This is a genomic window from Pedobacter sp. PF22-3 (genome assembly GCF_026239555.1).
Classification (GTDB): Bacteria; Bacteroidota; Bacteroidia; order Sphingobacteriales; family Sphingobacteriaceae; genus Pedobacter.
Window position 1 is genome coordinate 67462 of the sequence record NZ_JAPIVP010000005.1, and the last position, 18113, is coordinate 85574.

Here is an 18113-nt window from a genome sequence, read left to right on the forward strand (position 1 = left end):
TTAATTATATATATATTGAGTCCCCGAAGGGAGCGTTTTAAACTTGATAATTTTTACCAATTGTAAAGATACATCTAAAAACAGAATTTTCGGGTTTGCGTTTCTTTCAATGTGGTAATGTGCCTTTTCCAGTTCGCCGATTATAGCCTCTGCCATAGGTAAGGTAAGTACGTGTGTACTGAGTTTTTTCGCGGTTTCGAAGGTTAGGGGAGGTAATTTCACCAATTCTTCGGCACCACTTAAAATTAAACAGCATTCGCGTAAATAATTTACGCCATATTTTAAAAAATTCTTCTGGTTTTCTCTTCCCCACTTCGCGGCCTCGTCGGTAAACTCGATCAGATCGGGAACTTTGTTACCAAAACCCATCCTCAGCCAGGCCGTAAATGTACCCGAACTATCACTTTGCGTATCGGCGGCTAGTGCCTTTGCTTCAATTAAATTTCCATCGGCCAAAAAGGAATAATCAACAGCCTGATGCTCCGTTAATCCGCTGGCATTTAATAAATATCCGGTTACCTCTTCTGATGAAAGCTTCGGAATCTTCACAATTTGCGTTCTGGATAAAATGGTGGTTAAAATCTGATCCTGACTTTGTGCTATTAAAATAAATAATGTATTTGCAGGCGGTTCTTCAATTAATTTTAATAAGGCATTTCCAGCTTTATCCAGGTATTCGGGAAGCCACATAATCAAAACCTTGGTTTCCGCTTCGAAGGCCTTATAACTTAGTTTTTTAATAATGTCGTGGCACTCGGCAATGTTGATATTGGCCTGTTTATTGGCCGCATCGAGTTTGGAGCGCCAGATATCCATATCAAAATAAGGATCCTGCAGTAACATACCCCGCCATTCTTCCAATACATCTACAGCGGTTTTTACACTTGCCGAGGCAAAAAAAGGATAGGAAAAATGCAGATCAGGATGAATTAAACGTTCGTATTTTCTACAGCTCGAACATTCGCCACAACTATCATTTTCGCCTTTATTAAGGCAATTGATGTATTGTGCATAGGCAATAGCCAAGGCTACAGCCCCTGAACCAGCAGGCGATAAAAATAGCTGCGCATGGCTAATGCGGTTTTCCTTAACCGTCTGCACCAATTGTTGCTTCACTCTTTCTTGTCCGATGATTTCTTTAAACTGCATTTGGTGCAAAATAAGAAATAGATATGAGATTCACACATTCGTCATCACGTTCTTACTTTTGAAACACACTTTTGATGTTGTAGAAACCTCCGGATTTTATGTTGACGGAATCGTTTCAATAGATTTTTTCAGTTAATTGATGTGCTCACATTATTTTGAAAAGCAAGGCCTTGTGCGTTTCGGTTCCGAAAGTCCTGCTATCCCTCCAAGTCCTCACTGCGCTCCGGGCTTTTCGTTCTATCAGGTTTATTTAACTAAAATCAGTAATTCTTGGGAAACATTAAATAGCGCACTACGCAACATTACCCAACCGCACCGGTCTGCATCAACTAAACCTGATGGGAGCGGGCATCCCGATTTTTCATCGGGATAAAGCATACAGCAGGGCCGTATATACCAAAGTACCACAGGTTTTGCTTTCCAAAAAACAGAAAATAGATTTTTTAGTCAATACAAACATGTTACCAAGGCATTACCACTTAGGTTTACCTATTATTTCAAAAACCTTACCTTTGGCTTTTATTTTTTTAAATGGTGCTAAACGCTTTACACCAAACGCTTAACATTTATGGCACGAATCCTCGCATTTGATTATGGAACAAAACGCATCGGCATTGCGGTAACCGATCCTTTGCAGATTATTGCAACAGGCCTGGATACGGTACATCCTAAAGATGTGATCGAATATGTTAAAAAATACATGCTTAAAGAGCAGGTTGAGGCCTTTGTATTGGGCGATCCTAAACAAATGAATGGTTCTCCATCTGATTCGGCACAACATGTAAAAGGTTTTGCCACGCTGTTGAAAAAATCATTTCCCGATATCCCAAGGCATTGGGTTGATGAACGTTTTACTTCTAAACTGGCCCATCAGGCCATTATGCAAAGTGGCTTAAAAAAAATGGACAGAAGAGATAAAGACCGGGTTGACACCATTGCTGCAACCATCATTCTACAATATTTTATGGAAAGTAACCGTTTATAACCAACAAATGAGCCTAATAAACGACGATTTACAGGATTTACTAATTGCCTATTGCGAGCCTGAAAGCGAGTTGCTACAACAGATAGACCGCGAAACAAACCTTAAAGTTTTAATGCCACGCATGCTTTCTGGCCACTATCAAGGCCGGGTATTGAGTATGCTCAGCAAAATGGTTTCCCCCAAAAGGATTTTAGAAATTGGCACTTTTACTGGTTATGCTACTTTATGCCTTGCCGAAGGATTAACCAAAGATGGCCTGTTATATACGCTGGATATTAATGAGGAACTGGAAGACATGGTTCGCCGCAACTTCGCCAAATCAGCCTATAATGATCAGATCAGGTACATCCTTGGTGATGCTACTACTACGATTTCAGGTTTAGATGAAGTTTTCGACATTATTTTCATCGATGCAGATAAGAAAAACAACGGTACCTATTATGATCTGATTTTTGACCGTGTTCGCCCTGGCGGGATTATCATTGTTGATAATGTTTTATGGAGTGGAAAAGTACTTCAAGAGAAACAGGATAAAGACACCAGAAATATCACTAGTTTTAATGATAAAATAGCTGCAGATGAACGCGTTGAGAAATTGATTTTACCTGTGCGGGATGGTTTGTTTGTGATCAGGAAAAAATAAATCGTCATTGCGAGGAACGAAGCAATCCTACAACGATCGCTGGTCAAACCAATGCATTAAGATTGCTTCGTGCCTCGCAATGACGGAAATATAAAAACCATGACTAAAAAAATCTTTACTTTTTGTGTACTGCTCTTATCCGGAATGATCGCGAAAGCACAAGATACCGACGATTACATTGCAGCGCATGTACAATATGCACAAGGTTTAATGCATGATCATAAAATTCCGGCCAGCGTTATTTTAGCTGTCGCCATACATGAATCTGCCGCCGGAAATAGTAAAATCGCACAGCATCTTAATAACCATTTCGGCGTAAAAGGGCCAAATAACAATGCAGAAATCCATTCCTCATACCGCGATTATTTAAATGCTGACGAATCTTACAGCCACTTTGTAGAAATTATGGAAACCCGGGAGCCTTTTAACAATCTTTTTGGGAAATATGATCAATACGATTATAAGGGGTGGACTTACGGTATCCGCCGTTGTGGTTACGCCCGTAGCAGAAGCTGGGCCAGCCAGGTGATTGGCTTAATTAAAAAATACGAGCTCTATCAATACGATGAGCGTCCAGAGGGCTACGAAGAACCTGTGTATGCAGCTCCCGTTCATCGCAGGACAAAAAACAGAAGAAAAACAAGGATATATACCGTTAAATCTGGCGATAACCTAAACATAATTGCCAAAAAGAAAGGCACAAGCGTTAAATCCCTTATGCAAAAAAACGGCATTAAAAAGACAAACTTAAAACCAGGACAGAGGATTAAGTTTTGAGTTGGGAGTCATAAGTCTAATTTACAGTTTGCAGTACACAGTTTACCAATTTAAACAATTAACCAATTAAATATCACTATACAATGCGTTCAACCAACTATCTTATCATATTAGCGGCAATCATCGTTTTTTTTAGCTCCTGCGGCACCAGAAAATTTTCTAAAAACAATAAAAAGATCGAAAAAGAGGCCAACAAAGCGAATAACAATAATTACAAAAGCTACAATACTTTAAGTTATATCGATGAGTTTAAAGGTGTGGCCATAGAAGAGATGAACTCGGCCGGTATTCCTGCAAGTATTACTTTGGCACAGGGAATCTTAGAATCTGGTAGTGGAAACAGCGATTTAGCCAAGTATGCCAACAACCATTTCGGCATTAAATGCACCTCAGATTGGAAGGGAAAGAACTATTTCCGTGATGATGACCAGAAAAACGACTGTTTTAGGGTCTATAAAGATGCCCGGGAATCATTCAGAGACCATTCTGAGTTTTTAAAACGTAAACGCTACAGTTTTCTTTTCCAGTTAGACAAAAACGATTATAAGAGCTGGGCACAGGGATTGAAAACAGCTGGCTATGCAACCAACCCGAGATATCCTGATCTGCTCATCAACACCATCGAAAAATACCAGCTTTACCAATACGATCAACCAGAAAGCGAAAAGCAAAAAATTGCCCGCGAGGATCGTGTCTTTTCAGAAATCAATCAAAATATCCCCAAAGAGAAGGCTAAATTTACCCCAGTTGAAACGCCACCAGCAGGTGCAAAACCAATTCTGGCCGATGGCACTTATACCGTTGTAAAAGGAGATACCCTATATAATATTGCAAAACGCTTTAATTTAACGGTTGATCAGTTAAAAATGCTGAACGAAATGACTTCCGATGCCATTAAACTTGGCCAGATACTTAAGGTTAAATAATGTTAAGTGCAAACATAGCCAGCAAGATATTTGTAGTTTTGTAACTGAATGAAATTTTTTATTCCCTTTATACTTGTTTTTGGCTTCTCTACGTGGCTTCACGCACAAAATAAACCTGTGCAGGGTATTGTTATTGATAAAGAAACCAAGCAGCGTTTGGCTAAAGTTTATATTTATAACATCCGTACGGGTGATGGCTTATACAATAATACAAAAGGCGAATTCAGCACTTTTGCACTGCCTGGCGATACCTTGGTTGCGGCTTTATCGGGCTATGGCGTAGATACTATTGTTTTTAAGGGACAAACTGCGGCATACTTTCAACTCAGATCGCTTGGCATCAGACTCCGTGATGTGGTTATTCAACAAAAAAGATTGAGCCCGCAGCAGCAATACGAAAAGAATGTTCAAGAATACCGCTACCAAACCATGAAAGGAAGTAGTAAGGATTTATTGAATTTAGGCAATGGTGGCGTTGGTTTAGGCATTGATGCAATTTACAACCTGTTAAGCAGGCAAGGGAGAAATGCCCGTCATCTGCAAAAAGTCCTGGAAAAAGATTATCGTGAAGACCTGATCGATTACCGTTTTAATGCCAACCTGGTGAGTCAGGTATTAGGCATAAAGGATGCTGAACTAACTGATTTTATGCAACAATATCGTCCAACCTACCAATTTGTATTGGATGCCTCAGATTATGCTTTTAATCTTTTTATCAGGAACGCCTATAAAAGCTACAGGTTAAACCCTACGGCCTTAAAATTACCTACATTGCCCAAAATAACGATCGATAAGTTGTGAGCACGCCAATTCTGATTGTTAAGAAACTTCCTGCAGCAGGCATGGCCATCTTTCCATTTATCCTGTTAAAATCTGCAAGGCTTAAAAACGATCAGGAGATTATCAATCACGAGAAAATCCATTTGCGCCAACAGCTGGAATTACTTGTGCTTCCTTTTTATATCTTGTATCTGCTTAATTACCTATTCAACCTGATCAGATACAAAAAACATGATCTCGCCTATCGGAATATTGTTTTTGAAAAGGAAGCGTACCGTTATGAAACTGATTTAAATTACCTGAAAAACGGTAATTGGTATGGCTGGATCAGGAAGAAGTAAAACTGCCACCTCTGCTTTTGCTTTAATAGGTGTTCTGGCAATCATTTTGTTAAATGCTTTTTATCTCTAAAATTTTTCTTTTTCTTTGTAGGTAATGAAGAACTGTTTAGCTGCCATCGTCCTGATTCTAAGTTTCTGCTCTACAAAATTATATGCACAGGAAATTGATACTATTCCGATCAACACAAAAGACCTGAATATCAAGTTAAAACGCAGTCCGTTGCCAAGCAGGCAAGGGCCGTTAAACTTTGAACCTGTAAAAATTAAGCCTTTGGTTGTAAACGCCAAGATTAATTACTGGAAAACAAGGACCAATATCGGCATCAATATTAACCAGGCCCAGTTCAGTAATAACTGGAAAGGTGGGGGTACCAACTCTGTGGCAGTTGGGGGGCTTTTAAACTGGAAGGCAGAGTATAACAAAGACAGCTATAGTTCTGTAAGCGAGCTGGTTTTGCAGTATGGTAAAATCAAAAATAAAGATCAGCTGCAAAAGAAAACCAACGACCGTATTTTCTGGGATAACAAAGCCTCTTTTCAACTCTCCAAAAGCTGGTTTTTCTTCGGATCGTTAAGTTTTGAATCACAATTTGACAATGGTTATTCTTACAGCGTTACAAACGGACAGGAAACTGCCACGCTGATTTCAAAATTTATGGGGCCGGGTTATTTAACAGAATCTATCGGTTTCGAGTATAAACCAGTTAAATATTTTTCAACCCGTATAGGTACTGGTACGGCACGTCAAACTTTTGTATTGGACGAAAAGCTTTTTCTTGATCCTACGAATAATGCCAATCCACCCAAAGCTACCGTTTATGGTGTAGAATATGGCAAAAAAGTACGTAATGAACTGGCTTTCCAGATTGTAAGTGCATTTGATAAGGATATATTTACCAATACAAACCTTAAAGCACGTTATCAGATGTTCATTCCGTATCAGGATTTTAAAATGAGCAATATTGATCACCGCTTAGATGTTGCATTAACGGCAAAAATCAATCGCTTTATGAATACCAGTTTAACGGGTGTACTGCTGTTCGATAAAGATACCGGCACCAATAAAATACAGGCGAACCAGACTTTAGCATTGGGTTTTGGCTTTACCTTCCCCCGATAGGTTTACCCACCACCAATTTTACCCATTTCCCAGTAAGGCATGGTCACAATCTGCCTAAAGCTTACGCCCCTTTGTTTTAGGTAACGTTTAAACTGCTGTACCGATTTTGCCCTGCCTGTTAAGTAAAACGTAGCATTTTGCCACATTTCCCAACACAAGGGGTGCATGTTTTGCACCCAGTTAATGGCATTTTGAGCAGGAGCATTGATATCAGAAGGCACGGCATCGATCAGTAGATTTAGCTTCTTAACTGAACAAAGGTTCTCTTCCTGCATTTCCAGAATCCCAAAATATTCTGCATCCTCATCTATCACTTTTCTCCCAAGCGATTCGTACAAACCCAGGCTGGTTTCATCGCCAAAAAAGAAATGCTGATTGGATGCTTCATTGTATTTTACCTTTGCCCGATCTACAATCAGTTTTAAACGGTCTCCTTTTTGGATATTTACGGCCAGATGATGTCCAGGCCCTTGTCTGTTCAGGTAAAAAATCACTTCACAGATTTCGTGTGCTTCGTCAAAACCCGATAAGGTATAATGCCTGTATTCGTTGGCATTAACCCTAAAAAGCACTTCCATTCCGGGAATAAATTTAGCATTAAAAAAATCGCCTTTGAAGGTAACGCACTTTAAGTTGCTGCTTAACATTTTGGTTGCTACAACTTCTACTTGATATATTTTATCGCTGATCACTTTTTCCATTGTGTTGGCCAGCCATGAAGGTAATTTAGGCATCGTATTCTTTTGTTTAGTAACTTTGAACAAAAGTAGTTGTCTAACAAATGCACCTTTTTATACCAAAAGGATTAAAGTTTATATCAAAAGGATTTTATGGCCTTAAACATTTACGATAGCGAAGATAAATATTATGTTGTAGGAAGTAAGTTCGACATTTCTCAACTTAATCAGCCATTGGTAACCGAAAGGAGGGATAAATACAGTTTTCCTTTTGGCGATGCTGAGATTGTAGAGATCGCTTTTTCGGGTATTTATATTGTTTACGGTGATATGGTTGTGAAACAGAGCCGCCTGCGCATTAAATCTTTTGATGAACCTGATATGGTAGAGCTCCACTTTGCGCTTACTGGTGGGGGCATTATGGAAAACTACATCACTAAAAAACGCCTGGATATTAAAGCAAACCAGCATAATATCATTTACAGCCCTGATTTTGACGGGATGGCAGAGTTTGATACAGGAGGTACACATAAATTTTTTGAGATAAACTTCGAGAGGTCACGGTTTATTGATCTAACCAGCGAAAGCAGCATCCTGCTCAAGAGTTTTGGCGAGAACATCATGAATAGCCGTTCAGTAGAACTTTCTTCAGAAAATCTGCCCATCAGCTTAGCGATGCACAGTTGTATCAATGATATTATGAATTGCCAGTTTACCGGCGGATTAAAACTCTTGTTCCTGCAATCTAAATGCCTCGAACTTTTGGCATTGCAAGCCCAGGCTTTTGAACTTGCAGCAAAAAAAACCAATACGCCTACCCTAAAATCAACCTATGATAAAGACCGCATTTATTATGCACGCGAATATTTGTTAGCCAATGCCAGTCATCCGCCATCGTTAAGCGAATTGGCAAAAACAGCAGGGATAAACGAGTTTAAACTAAAACAAGGCTTTAAAGAGGTTTTTCAGAATACTGTTTTTGGTTATTTAAGTGATTATAAATTAATGCGCGCTAAAGAACTCCTGGCCGACAGTGCTAAAAATATTAAGCATATTTCCGAAGAATTAGGTTACTCTTCGGTACAGCATTTCAGCAGTGCATTTAGTAAAAAATTCGGCATCAGCCCGGGGAAAGCGCGTTAGGTTAGTCATTAGCCTAAAAGTGATCGTCACCCTGAATTTATTTCAGGGTCCTAACTGCAAGAAAGATGCTGAAATAAATTCAGCATGACGAAAAGGAGTTTAAACCTTCTTCCTTTTTTTCTTCAGATCAAGATAATCTACATAATATAAAACCTTTACCGAAAGGCTATTATTCTGAGGAGCATTCAAAATTCCACTCAGGTTTTTGTTGTAACGCTGTGTGTAATAAGTATCGTAAGTTTCTGCTGCATCTTTGTACGAAACAGAAAGGGTGCTGCCAGGTGCAAACTGCCAGGTATAAATTAAATCGATATTAAATACATTGTAATTTCTGTCCAGTCCGTTTAATGTTGATCCGGTATAATCGCTTAAATTACCGTCGGCTTTAAGCAGGTAAAATTCTTTATTTCTTCTGTCGCTCCAATAGTGCCTCAACACCACCGTAAATCCCATTAAATTGGTAAAAGTATATTTAGCATCGAACGAATTTTCTACCGTTCTGCGGTCATATCTCGAAAAAATAGCCTGGTTCCCTTGTGCCGTTACCCAGTTTACGTAGTCGTAATTAGGATTAAAATTCAAGTCTAACCCAAAGGCAATCTGATCATTCAACCGCAGGTTCTGAAAAAGGTAAAAGTTATACTGTTTTCCGCCAAATAGCTGCTGTTTAAAGTATCTTACATTTCCCCCAAAATTATAGGCTTTGGCCCTGTTGGGGTTTACATAAAGACTGATGCCGTAATTTTCTGGTGCACGGTATAACTGCCCGTTGCGAGCCTCATAAAAGTCATTACCTTTTCTCTCCCAGCTCAAATCCAATTCTGCCGACCATTGATTTTTAAACTGCACCCAATACCCTGCATTTGTGCTTGTTTTTTGATAAATACTTGGTATTACCCTACGCGAATAGTTTAAATTAACCCAGCTTTCAAATTGATTATACCATTTACTTGGTTTATATACGTTATAACCAATGCCTATCCGCTGATCTAAAAAATTGTTATTGGTAAAGAATCCCATATCTGATGGGTCAAATTTATCATCAGCATATACCTGATTGTAACTCCAGGTAAAGTTGCCGCTCTGTTTACCCAACCGCAGTGTATAACTGTATCCCGTACTCGATTCTTCTCCCCTTAAATAACTCATTTTACCCCCGCCATTTACGAAATACTTATTGCCTTTATTATTTAGATTGAAAAGCAAAGCACTCACGTTGGCATCGTAAGCTGTTCCTTGCCTCAGCACATTGGTGTTGATAAATGTAGCCGAGCTATTGTTTTTTAGCGATTGATCGAAAACCAAAATATTATAATTGGTAAGTGGTTGCGTTTCCACCATCCGAAAGGTACCCTGAGCGTCTTCAACCTCAGTTTCCATACTACTGGTAACTGCATTAAAAATGCCAATACCAAGGCCTTTTGCTGTTCGGCCAGAAATCTTTGTGGCATTTAACACCTTAGCCTCTGTTTGATCTTTTACAATTTTATCGTTGCCCACACCACTATAATCGTAATAAGATGGAATAGAACCAATCCGTTTGGAATAAAAAAGATCGCCTTTGTTAAAAAGCTCTGTTCCTTCAGTAAAAAACTGGCGGTTTTCGTTAAATTTTACTTCGAAAGGAGTAAGATTTAATATCCGGTTATCAGATTGCACCTGTCCAAAATCGGGTACCAGGGTCATATCCAGCGTAAAACTGTTGTTAATTCCGTACTTTACATCCATCCCGCCATTAAAACGAGAGGTGGTGTTTTTTACCCCTGGCAAATTAACCGGATAATGGTTTACATAAGCCGAAATATAGGGCGAAAAAGATAATCTTAAAGGTGGTTTAACATCTTTTATTCCCGTCCAAAGTCCTTCCTGGTTAATAAAGCCATTTACTTTAGGGTCTACAAAATTCCAAAAGGTCTGTGTATTGCTCCGCTGCACCCTCCGGCTAAAATTTAAACCCCAATTCTGGATATCTTTACTGGAAAAGCGAAGCGCCGAATAGGGAATTTTCATTTCACAGGTCCAGCCTTTATCATCCAATTTAACGGCACTTTCCCATACCGCATTCCAGTTGGCGTCTTCATCGCCCACCTGCGAGTATTTAGCATCGAACTGCACGCCCGCAGCAGTTACAAAAAACCCGTTTCCGTTCATTTTATCGTAAAAAGGATCAACAATAATCGAAACGAAATCTGCATTGCCAATATTATCCCTCGAAACCAACTCGTGCGAAACGCTATCAGGGTGATCGTACATCCGGGCATAAACATAAATGGCCACATCATCATAAAGCACCTTCATTTCAGTACGCCGATCATGAGTTTCTACCTTTCCGGGATTTGGCCTGAGCTGAATAAAATCAGTAGCAATGGGAACATTATTCCAACATACATCATCTAAAATACCATCTATTTTAGGGCTTTGCAGCGTTCTTTTCGCCTCCAGTTGGCGCTGTTTCGAAATATCCTGAGCTTGAGAAAAAGCATAAGAAAATACAAAAAGAATAAGGAGGCAGCGTTTCATTCGTTTAGGTTAGTTAGGTATAAGACCGCACCTTAACAAAAATGTTGCACCAAAAGAAAAATTTAATATATCTTCCCTAAGTTTTGACTTTGAGGTGCAGCGATTTACAAGCAAAATTTGATACATTTGCCTTTTATTAAAAACAAGTAGCTTTTTGCCCTGTGGCATGAAGCTTTTAGCTTAAAAAAAGATGTTTGATAATTTACAGGACAAGCTAGACAGAGCATTTAAAGTATTAAAAGGTCAAGGCAGTATTACGGAAATCAACGTGGCAGAAACCATGAAAGAAATCCGCAAAGCATTGCTTGATGCCGATGTTAACTATAAAACAGCAAAAGCCTTTACTGATGAGGTGAGGCAAAAAGCTTTGGGTCAAAATGTACTTACCGCAGTTTCCCCAGGTCAGTTGCTGACTAAAATAATGAACGATGAACTTGCAGCCTTAATGGGCGGCGAAGTTACAGAGTTAGATACTAAAGCAAACCCTACTATTATTTTAATTGCAGGTTTAAACGGGGCGGGTAAAACCACTTTTGCCGGTAAACTAGCCCTACATTTAAAAGGCAAGGGCAAAAAACCTTTATTGGTAGCAGGCGATATGTATCGCCCGGCAGCTGTAGATCAATTAGAGGTTTTAGGAACCTCTGTTGGTGTATCAGTTTATGCCAACCGCGCATCAAACGATCCTGTTGGTATCGCTTTAGAAGGTATTGCACACGGTAAACAAAATGGAAATAACATCATCATTATCGATACTGCAGGTCGTTTAGCGATCGACGAATCTTTAATGAACGAAATATCTGAAGTTAAAGCCAAAACTCAACCACACGAGATTTTATTCGTAGTGGATTCGATGACTGGTCAGGATGCAGTAAACACGGCCAAAGTATTTAACGATCGTTTAGATTTTACAGGTGTTGTGTTAACCAAGTTGGATGGCGATACCCGTGGTGGTGCAGCCCTTTCGATTAAATCGGTGGTAAACAAGCCAATTAAATTTATCGGTACCGGCGAAAAAATGGAAGCACTGGATGTTTTCTATCCAGATCGTATGGCATCGCGTATTTTAGGTATGGGTGATGTGGTTTCACTTGTTGAACGTGCTCAAATGCAGTTTGACGAGAAAGAAGCCGCAGAATTGCAAAAGAAAATCCGTAAGAACAAATTCGATTTCAACGATTTCTACAACCAGATTCAGCAGATCAAGAAAATGGGTAACATGAAAGATTTGATGGGCATGATACCAGGCGTGGGTAAAATGATGAAGAATGTTGATATTCAGGATGATGCATTCAAATCAATCGAAGCCATCATTAATTCGATGACGCCTTTTGAAAAAGAAAACCCAGATAGCATTCAGCAAAGTCGCCGTTTACGTATCGCAAAAGGTTCAGGAAGTAAGGTTGAAGAAGTAACCAAACTTATTAAACAGTTTGAAGATATGCGTAAAATGATGAAGCAGTTTTCTAACCCTGCAGCCGCAGCAGCCATGATGAAAGGTATGCCTAAAATGCCATTTGGCAGATAGATTAAAAGGTTTAGGGCAGAGAGGGTTTAAGGCGTAAGGTTAGCAATCGCGTCATGCTGAACTTGTTTCAGCATCTTTTAAATAATATAGATCCCGATCAGTAATGGTCGGGATTTTTTGTTTTATAGGTTTTGGAAATGAATGTTCAGCTTTCCATAGGTCGGTTCAGCCCTGCTTTCCCTGCTGCCGATAGAAGGAATCGGCATTCGTCCAATCAGGTTTATTTAACAAAGACAGTTTAATCAACCTAATTCAAACCAAAACCGATACTGAGATTTCCCTTTGAACGCACTTTTCTGGATTTTATAGTTGCAGGAATCCATTTTCCAGATGATCGCAATAATCTCAATGCTTCTTCATCACATTTAATGTTTATTCCCCTCGTTACAACCGCATCAGTTATTCTGCCATCCTTTTCAATTACAAACCATAAATATACCTTGCCTTTAGTTTTATATTTATTCGCCATTTGAGGATATCTTGAGTTGGTTGAGAGATATTTTTCTAAGGCAGCTTCTCCGTTTGGAAAATGAGCCACATGATCTACTTCATCTAAAGAATAGACCTTATTTTCGGCTATTTCTTTCAAATCTACCTTAACCGTTCCTCCTCTATCCTGTGAATAAAGCTGTTGGCTCAAAACTAGAAAAATTGCTACCGATAATATTTTTAACATAATTAATATTAAAACGATTTTAAAGTAAAAATTATTAATCATATTCTTATATTAGTCATCAATATTCATCCCGAATAATTTACATCCGAGTTTATTTTAATTAAAATTAAATGCTTGTAAAAACATACGGGAGTGCTGTTTATGGCGTAAATGCACTAACCATAACCATCGAAGTGAATATTAGCGCGGGTACCAAATACTATATGGTAGGCCTGCCCGATAATGCGGTAAAAGAAAGTTTGCAAAGGGTGGCCAGCGCCATTAATGTTTCAGGTTTTCGCATGCCTAAACAGAAAATAGTGGTAAACCTGGCACCTGCCGACATGAAAAAAGAAGGCTCCTCATACGATCTGCCAATTGCCATCGGCATTTTAGCGGCTTCAGGCCAAATCCCAGCTGACGAATTAGAAGATTATTTTATTATGGGCGAACTTTCTTTAGATGGAAGTATCCAGCCCATTAAAGGAGCTTTGCCAATTGCCATACAAGCCCAACAGGAAGGTTTTAAAGGATTCATCTTACCGAAGCAAAACGTTCGAGAAGCAGCCATTGTAAACGATTTAGCCGCTTATGGTGTAGAAAACCTGGCTCAGGTAATTGCTTTCTTTAATAAAAGCGAAGCGCTGGAACAAGTTAAAGTGAATACCAAAGAAGAATTCTTAAAAAACATCAATAATTACGAACACGATTTTGCCGATGTTAAAGGCCAGGAAAATATTAAAAGAGCATTGGAAATTGCAGCTGCGGGTGGTCATAATGTTATTTTAATCGGTCCGCCAGGGGCAGGCAAAACCATGTTGGCCAAGCGCCTGCCCACTATATTACCCCCATTAAATTTAAACGAAGCCTTAGAAACCACAAAAATCCATTCCGTTGCAGGAAAACTCTCTGCAAGCGATGCTTTAATGACAAGCCGTCCGTACCGCTCTCCACACCATACGATTAGTGATGTTGCGCTGGTAGGCGGCGGAATTAATCCGCAACCAGGAGAAATATCACTGGCACACAATGGCGTTCTATTCTTAGATGAACTGCCAGAATTTAAACGAACCGTTTTAGAGGTAATGCGCCAGCCCTTGGAAGATCGTAAGGTCGCCATTTCAAGGGCAAGGTTTTCGGTAGAATATCCAGCCAGTTTTATGTTGGTGGCCTCCATGAACCCCTGTCCATGTGGTTTTTACAATCATCCGGAAAAAGATTGTGTTTGCGCACCTGGTGTGGTTCAAAAATACCTGAGCAAAATATCTGGACCGCTTCTAGACCGGATTGATCTGCATGTAGAAGTAACACCTGTTGATTTTACAGAATTAGCCTCTACTACGGAAACAGAAAGAAGTAACCACATCAGGGATCGGGTAATTAAAGCAAGAGAAATTCAGGACCTCCGTTTTGCAGACAGAGAAGAATTACATTGTAATGCTCAAATGAGTCCGAAAATGGTCCGTAAAGTATGCCAGATCAGTGAGGCCGGAACCAATTTATTAAAAACTGCAATGGAAAGATTAGGATTATCGGCACGTGCCTATGATCGGATTTTAAAAGTGGCCCGAACCATAGCCGATTTAGCCGCCAGTGAAAATATAGAGCTTGAACACTTGGCCGAATCAATTAATTACAGGAGTTTGGATAGGGATGGCTGGGCAGGGTAAAGAACATATTGATACAAACTATATGCCCTATATACCCATATAGCAGATTAATATAATTGCAGACTAAGTTGACCATATAGACATATATAACCCAAATAGAAATAAATAGTATAAGATATAAATACAAAAACTATATGCCTATATACCTATATGGCACATTAATATAATTGCAGACTAAATTGACCATATAGACATATATAACCCATATAGAAATAAATAGTATAAGATATAAATACAAAAACTATATGCCTATATACCTATATGGCACATTAATATAATTGCAGACTAAATTGACCATATAGACATATAGAAATAAATAGTATAAGATATAAATACAAAAACTATATGCCCTATATACCTATATGGCACATTAATATAATTGCAGACTAAATTGACCATATAGACACATATAACCCATATAGAAATAAATAGTATAAGATATAAATACAAAAACTATATGCTCTATATACCTATATGGCAAATTAATATAATTGCAGACTAAATTGACCATATAGACACATATAACCCATATAGAAATAAATAGTATAAGATATAAATACAAAAACTATATGCCCTATATACCTATATGGCACATTATATAATTGCATACCAAATTAACCATATAGACATATAACCCTTACAGAAGTAAATAGCATAAGAGATCAATACAAAACTATATGCCCTATATACCTATATGGCACATTAATATAATTGCATACCAAATTGACCATATCAAAATTTAGTCCATAGAGTAACTTAACTATGTGGCCACTTAATTTAGCCAATTAAAATTTAAACAAAAATATGACTACTAAATCTAGCTTAAGGGAATTAACCTATAACGTAATTGGAGCAGCCATTGAAATACACAAAGCCCTTGGCCCCGGCTTACTAGAAAGTGTTTATCACGAATGTATGAAACATGAATTATCACTTAGGGATATTAATTTCCTAACAGAAATAGCTACACCAGTTTACTATAAAAACATTACAGTTGCTACAACACTGAGATGTGATTTACTTATCGAAAACTGCCTCGTTGTTGAAATAAAAGCCTCAAAAATTATTGAGCCTATTGCAGAGGCACAGATACTAACTTATATGAAATTACTAGAAGCCCCTCAAGGTTTAATTATTAACTTCAATAGTACCAACATTTTTAATGATGGACAAAAAACATTTGTAAACGATTTTTACCGATATTTAGTTGACTAAAAAATTGAGACGCCTTGAGCAAGATCCTTTATCTAATCTTTGTGCTTATTACTACTAATTCTTTTGCACAAAAAATATTCCGTCAGCCTGTTGCAAAAGGAGCATGGCAATACGTTTATCCCTTTAAAGATACAAGTTATGTACTGGCCATACAACACTTAATAGTTGATAAAGAACCGGCTAACGCCAACATTTATTTCGGTAAAAGCGGAAAAACAGTAGACAAAATTTTCTGGAAAGAAAATCTTGATATGCGCCACATCTCCGGAAATATCACTTACGAAGACTATAATAATGACGATATAAAAGATCTGTTAATTTTCGAAGATACAGGTGGAAGAGGAGGAAATTCGTATTACAATCTCTACCTTGTGAATCCTAAAAACCATACTTTAACCAAGGTAAAAGATTTCGACAATATTGTTAACCCCAGCTACAACAAAAAGCACAAGGTGATTGTGAGTTATGGTTTAACAGGCACCAATTATTATCAGTTGTATAGACTTAATAAAAAGCACATACCATATAAAATTGGCGAACATTTCGATGAAACTGATGATTTAGATCTAGATAAAAAGATTGCCTCAATTTTAAAGAAAACAATAATCCAAAACCACAGATCTAAGAGATAACAATTAACCTATCAATAATGAACATCAAAAAAATCATTAAACTGCTCTTCTATGCCTTTATTTTGGGTGTCATTATGGTATTAATTATAAACTTGCTCATAAAACACCAGACTAATCCGGCAATTTATTCGAATGAACAAGATGTACCAAAAACTAAAGTGGGTATTATTTTTGGAGCGGGAATAAACAACAATAAACCTGGCAAATACTTAAAAGACAGACTTGATGCTGGCATAAAACTCTATAACAATCATAAAATTGACAAAATTTTGCTGTCAGGAGATAACGGTAGTGATGCACACGACGAACTCACTGTAATGAAACTGTACTGTTATGAACATGGTGTTGATACCAGTAAAATTTATCTCGACTATGCGGGGTTTGATAGTTACTCTACACTTTACAGGTCAAAATTTATTTTCAATATAGATACCGCAATTCTGGTCTCGCAAAAATATCATTTAAATAGATGTATCAACATTGGTAATAAATTAAGAATAAAATCTTATGGTTTTGCTGCAGATCAAGGAACATACCAAGGCTTCAAATATGCTTCGTTCAGAGAGTACTTGGCTATAGTAAAATCTTCTATTGATCTGATTATCGGCAGGAAACCCCATTTTTTAGGTGAAACGGTTGATATTAATGGCCCATCAAACTATACTAAAGAATAGCATGAAGTAATTTTAGTTTATCATTGGCTATTGAACAAGCTCCTTTAAACTAAACAGTTTTGATCCTTTAAACGAATCAGCAAGTCTTTGAAAATGAATCATTCAAATAGCCAAAATCAAAAAAGCGACACCTAATTAACAACCTAAAATACAGAAGATTACAAACTAATTTTAATTAACCTTAATTGCTAATCATATATCTCATTCACAAATCACATTTCTGTTTGGCATAGTCATTGTCATAGCACTGTTACAATTATTGACCTATTTAAAATTAAAAAAAGTGAAAGAGATGAAAAAAACAATCCAGATTTTCAGCATGCTTTTAATAGCATTAACAGTAATGGTATCGTGTAAAAAAGATACAGATCCAGCAGATCGCGATTTCTTTGTAGGCACGTACAAAGGATCAGTTTCTTACCGCAGTGGCCAAAATACAATTACCAGCAGCGATGGAAAAGTAACCGTGAGCAAAGTTGGCGAAACCTATAATTTTTACTTTGGAAACAATATCCCTGATATTACCGGAGTAAAATTCGAAAAGAAAGGCGACAACAGCTATGTAAGTATTGGCTCGGGCTTAACGGGCATTAGTATAGATGCCAGTAACCTCACCATCAGGGTAGCTAAAGACAGCCAATTCTGGACTGCAGATTGTACCAGATAATAAAGAATAAT

General features: G+C 38.0%; 19 protein-coding genes. 15 read left to right on the forward strand and 4 right to left on the reverse strand.

From position 1 onward, the window contains the following. Window positions 1–1149, reverse strand: coding sequence for an ATP-binding protein (locus OQX63_RS08495; protein ID WP_265850458.1), 1149 nt, complete (start codon window positions 1147–1149; stop codon window positions 1–3). A 338-nt stretch (window positions 1150–1487) separates the two neighbouring features. On the opposite strand from OQX63_RS08495, the gene OQX63_RS08500 reads away from it, so the two are divergent. From OQX63_RS08500 to OQX63_RS08535, 8 genes are all read left to right on the forward strand, one after another. Further along, on the forward strand, window positions 1488–1712 hold the full coding sequence (locus OQX63_RS08500) for a hypothetical protein (protein WP_265850459.1): 225 nt from the start codon (window positions 1488–1490) through the stop codon (window positions 1710–1712). Between the two features lie 5 nt (window positions 1713–1717). Then, window positions 1718–2134: a Holliday junction resolvase RuvX gene (gene ruvX, locus OQX63_RS08505; RefSeq protein ID WP_265850460.1), complete on the forward strand. Its 417-nt coding sequence runs from the start codon at window positions 1718–1720 to the stop codon at window positions 2132–2134. Window positions 2135–2141: 7 nt separating this feature from the next. Next, complete coding sequence (locus OQX63_RS08510) at window positions 2142–2777, forward strand: O-methyltransferase (protein WP_265850461.1); 636 nt, start codon at window positions 2142–2144, stop codon at window positions 2775–2777. 99 nt (window positions 2778–2876) lie between these two features. Next, complete coding sequence (locus tag OQX63_RS08515) at window positions 2877–3554, forward strand: glucosaminidase domain-containing protein (RefSeq protein WP_265850462.1); 678 nt, start codon at window positions 2877–2879, stop codon at window positions 3552–3554. An 83-nt stretch (window positions 3555–3637) separates the two neighbouring features. Next, window positions 3638–4480 (forward strand): glucosaminidase domain-containing protein, encoded by an 843-nt coding sequence (locus OQX63_RS08520; RefSeq protein ID WP_265850463.1) that lies wholly within the window; start codon window positions 3638–3640, stop codon window positions 4478–4480. A gap of 48 nt (window positions 4481–4528) precedes the next feature. Beyond that, window positions 4529–5281 carry a hypothetical protein gene (locus tag OQX63_RS08525; protein ID WP_265850464.1) on the forward strand — a complete coding sequence of 251 codons (753 nt, stop codon included), beginning with the start codon at window positions 4529–4531 and terminating at the stop codon, window positions 5279–5281. Further along, window positions 5278–5601, forward strand: a complete 324-nt coding sequence (locus OQX63_RS08530) for a hypothetical protein (protein WP_265850465.1) — start codon at window positions 5278–5280, stop codon at window positions 5599–5601. Before OQX63_RS08525 ends, OQX63_RS08530 begins: the two co-directional genes overlap by 4 nt. A 94-nt stretch (window positions 5602–5695) precedes the next feature. Next, entirely contained in the window at window positions 5696–6721 is a 1026-nt protein-coding gene (locus OQX63_RS08535) for a DUF3078 domain-containing protein (protein ID WP_265850466.1), read from the forward strand. Window positions 6722–6723: 2 nt separating this feature from the next. Here the strand turns inward: OQX63_RS08535 and OQX63_RS08540 are convergent, their stop codons facing one another. Next, window positions 6724–7455 carry an SIP domain-containing protein gene (locus OQX63_RS08540; protein WP_265850467.1) on the reverse strand — a complete coding sequence of 244 codons (732 nt, stop codon included), beginning with the start codon at window positions 7453–7455 and terminating at the stop codon, window positions 6724–6726. A gap of 96 nt (window positions 7456–7551) precedes the next feature. Here OQX63_RS08540 and OQX63_RS08545 point away from each other — a divergent pair, with 96 nt between their 5' ends. After that, window positions 7552–8541, forward strand: a complete 990-nt coding sequence (locus tag OQX63_RS08545; protein ID WP_265850468.1) for a helix-turn-helix domain-containing protein — start codon at window positions 7552–7554, stop codon at window positions 8539–8541. A 99-nt stretch (window positions 8542–8640) separates the two neighbouring features. Here the strand turns inward: OQX63_RS08545 and OQX63_RS08550 are convergent, their stop codons facing one another. Next, a complete protein-coding gene (locus tag OQX63_RS08550; RefSeq protein WP_265850469.1) occupies window positions 8641–11061 on the reverse strand; it encodes a DUF5916 domain-containing protein in 2421 nt (806 codons plus the stop codon). A 190-nt stretch (window positions 11062–11251) separates the two neighbouring features. Between OQX63_RS08550 and ffh the strand changes: the two genes are divergently transcribed. Continuing rightward, complete coding sequence (gene ffh, locus OQX63_RS08555; RefSeq protein ID WP_265850470.1) at window positions 11252–12589, forward strand: signal recognition particle protein; 1338 nt, start codon at window positions 11252–11254, stop codon at window positions 12587–12589. Window positions 12590–12836: 247 nt separating this feature from the next. Here ffh and OQX63_RS08560 read toward each other — a convergent pair whose 3' ends face one another. Next, complete coding sequence (locus OQX63_RS08560; protein WP_265850471.1) at window positions 12837–13307, reverse strand: energy transducer TonB; 471 nt, start codon at window positions 13305–13307, stop codon at window positions 12837–12839. 68 nt (window positions 13308–13375) lie between these two features. Between OQX63_RS08560 and OQX63_RS08565 the strand changes: the two genes are divergently transcribed. The 5 genes from OQX63_RS08565 (at window position 13376) to OQX63_RS08585 (ending at window position 18102) form a co-directional block, all read left to right on the forward strand. Then, the gene (locus tag OQX63_RS08565) at window positions 13376–14914 is read left to right on the forward strand and encodes a YifB family Mg chelatase-like AAA ATPase (RefSeq protein ID WP_265850472.1); all 1539 of its coding nucleotides are present in this window, start codon (window positions 13376–13378) and stop codon (window positions 14912–14914) included. 804 nt (window positions 14915–15718) lie between these two features. Beyond that, window positions 15719–16129 carry a GxxExxY protein gene (locus tag OQX63_RS08570; protein ID WP_265850473.1) on the forward strand — a complete coding sequence of 137 codons (411 nt, stop codon included), beginning with the start codon at window positions 15719–15721 and terminating at the stop codon, window positions 16127–16129. Between the two features lie 14 nt (window positions 16130–16143). Further along, on the forward strand, window positions 16144–16761 hold the full coding sequence (locus OQX63_RS08575) for an XAC2610-related protein (RefSeq protein WP_265850474.1): 618 nt from the start codon (window positions 16144–16146) through the stop codon (window positions 16759–16761). Between the two features lie 17 nt (window positions 16762–16778). After that, a complete protein-coding gene (locus tag OQX63_RS08580) occupies window positions 16779–17435 on the forward strand; it encodes a SanA/YdcF family protein (RefSeq protein WP_265850475.1) in 657 nt (218 codons plus the stop codon). Between the two features lie 292 nt (window positions 17436–17727). After that, window positions 17728–18102 carry a hypothetical protein gene (locus tag OQX63_RS08585; RefSeq protein WP_265850476.1) on the forward strand — a complete coding sequence of 125 codons (375 nt, stop codon included), beginning with the start codon at window positions 17728–17730 and terminating at the stop codon, window positions 18100–18102. Window positions 18103–18113 lie beyond the last annotated feature (11 nt).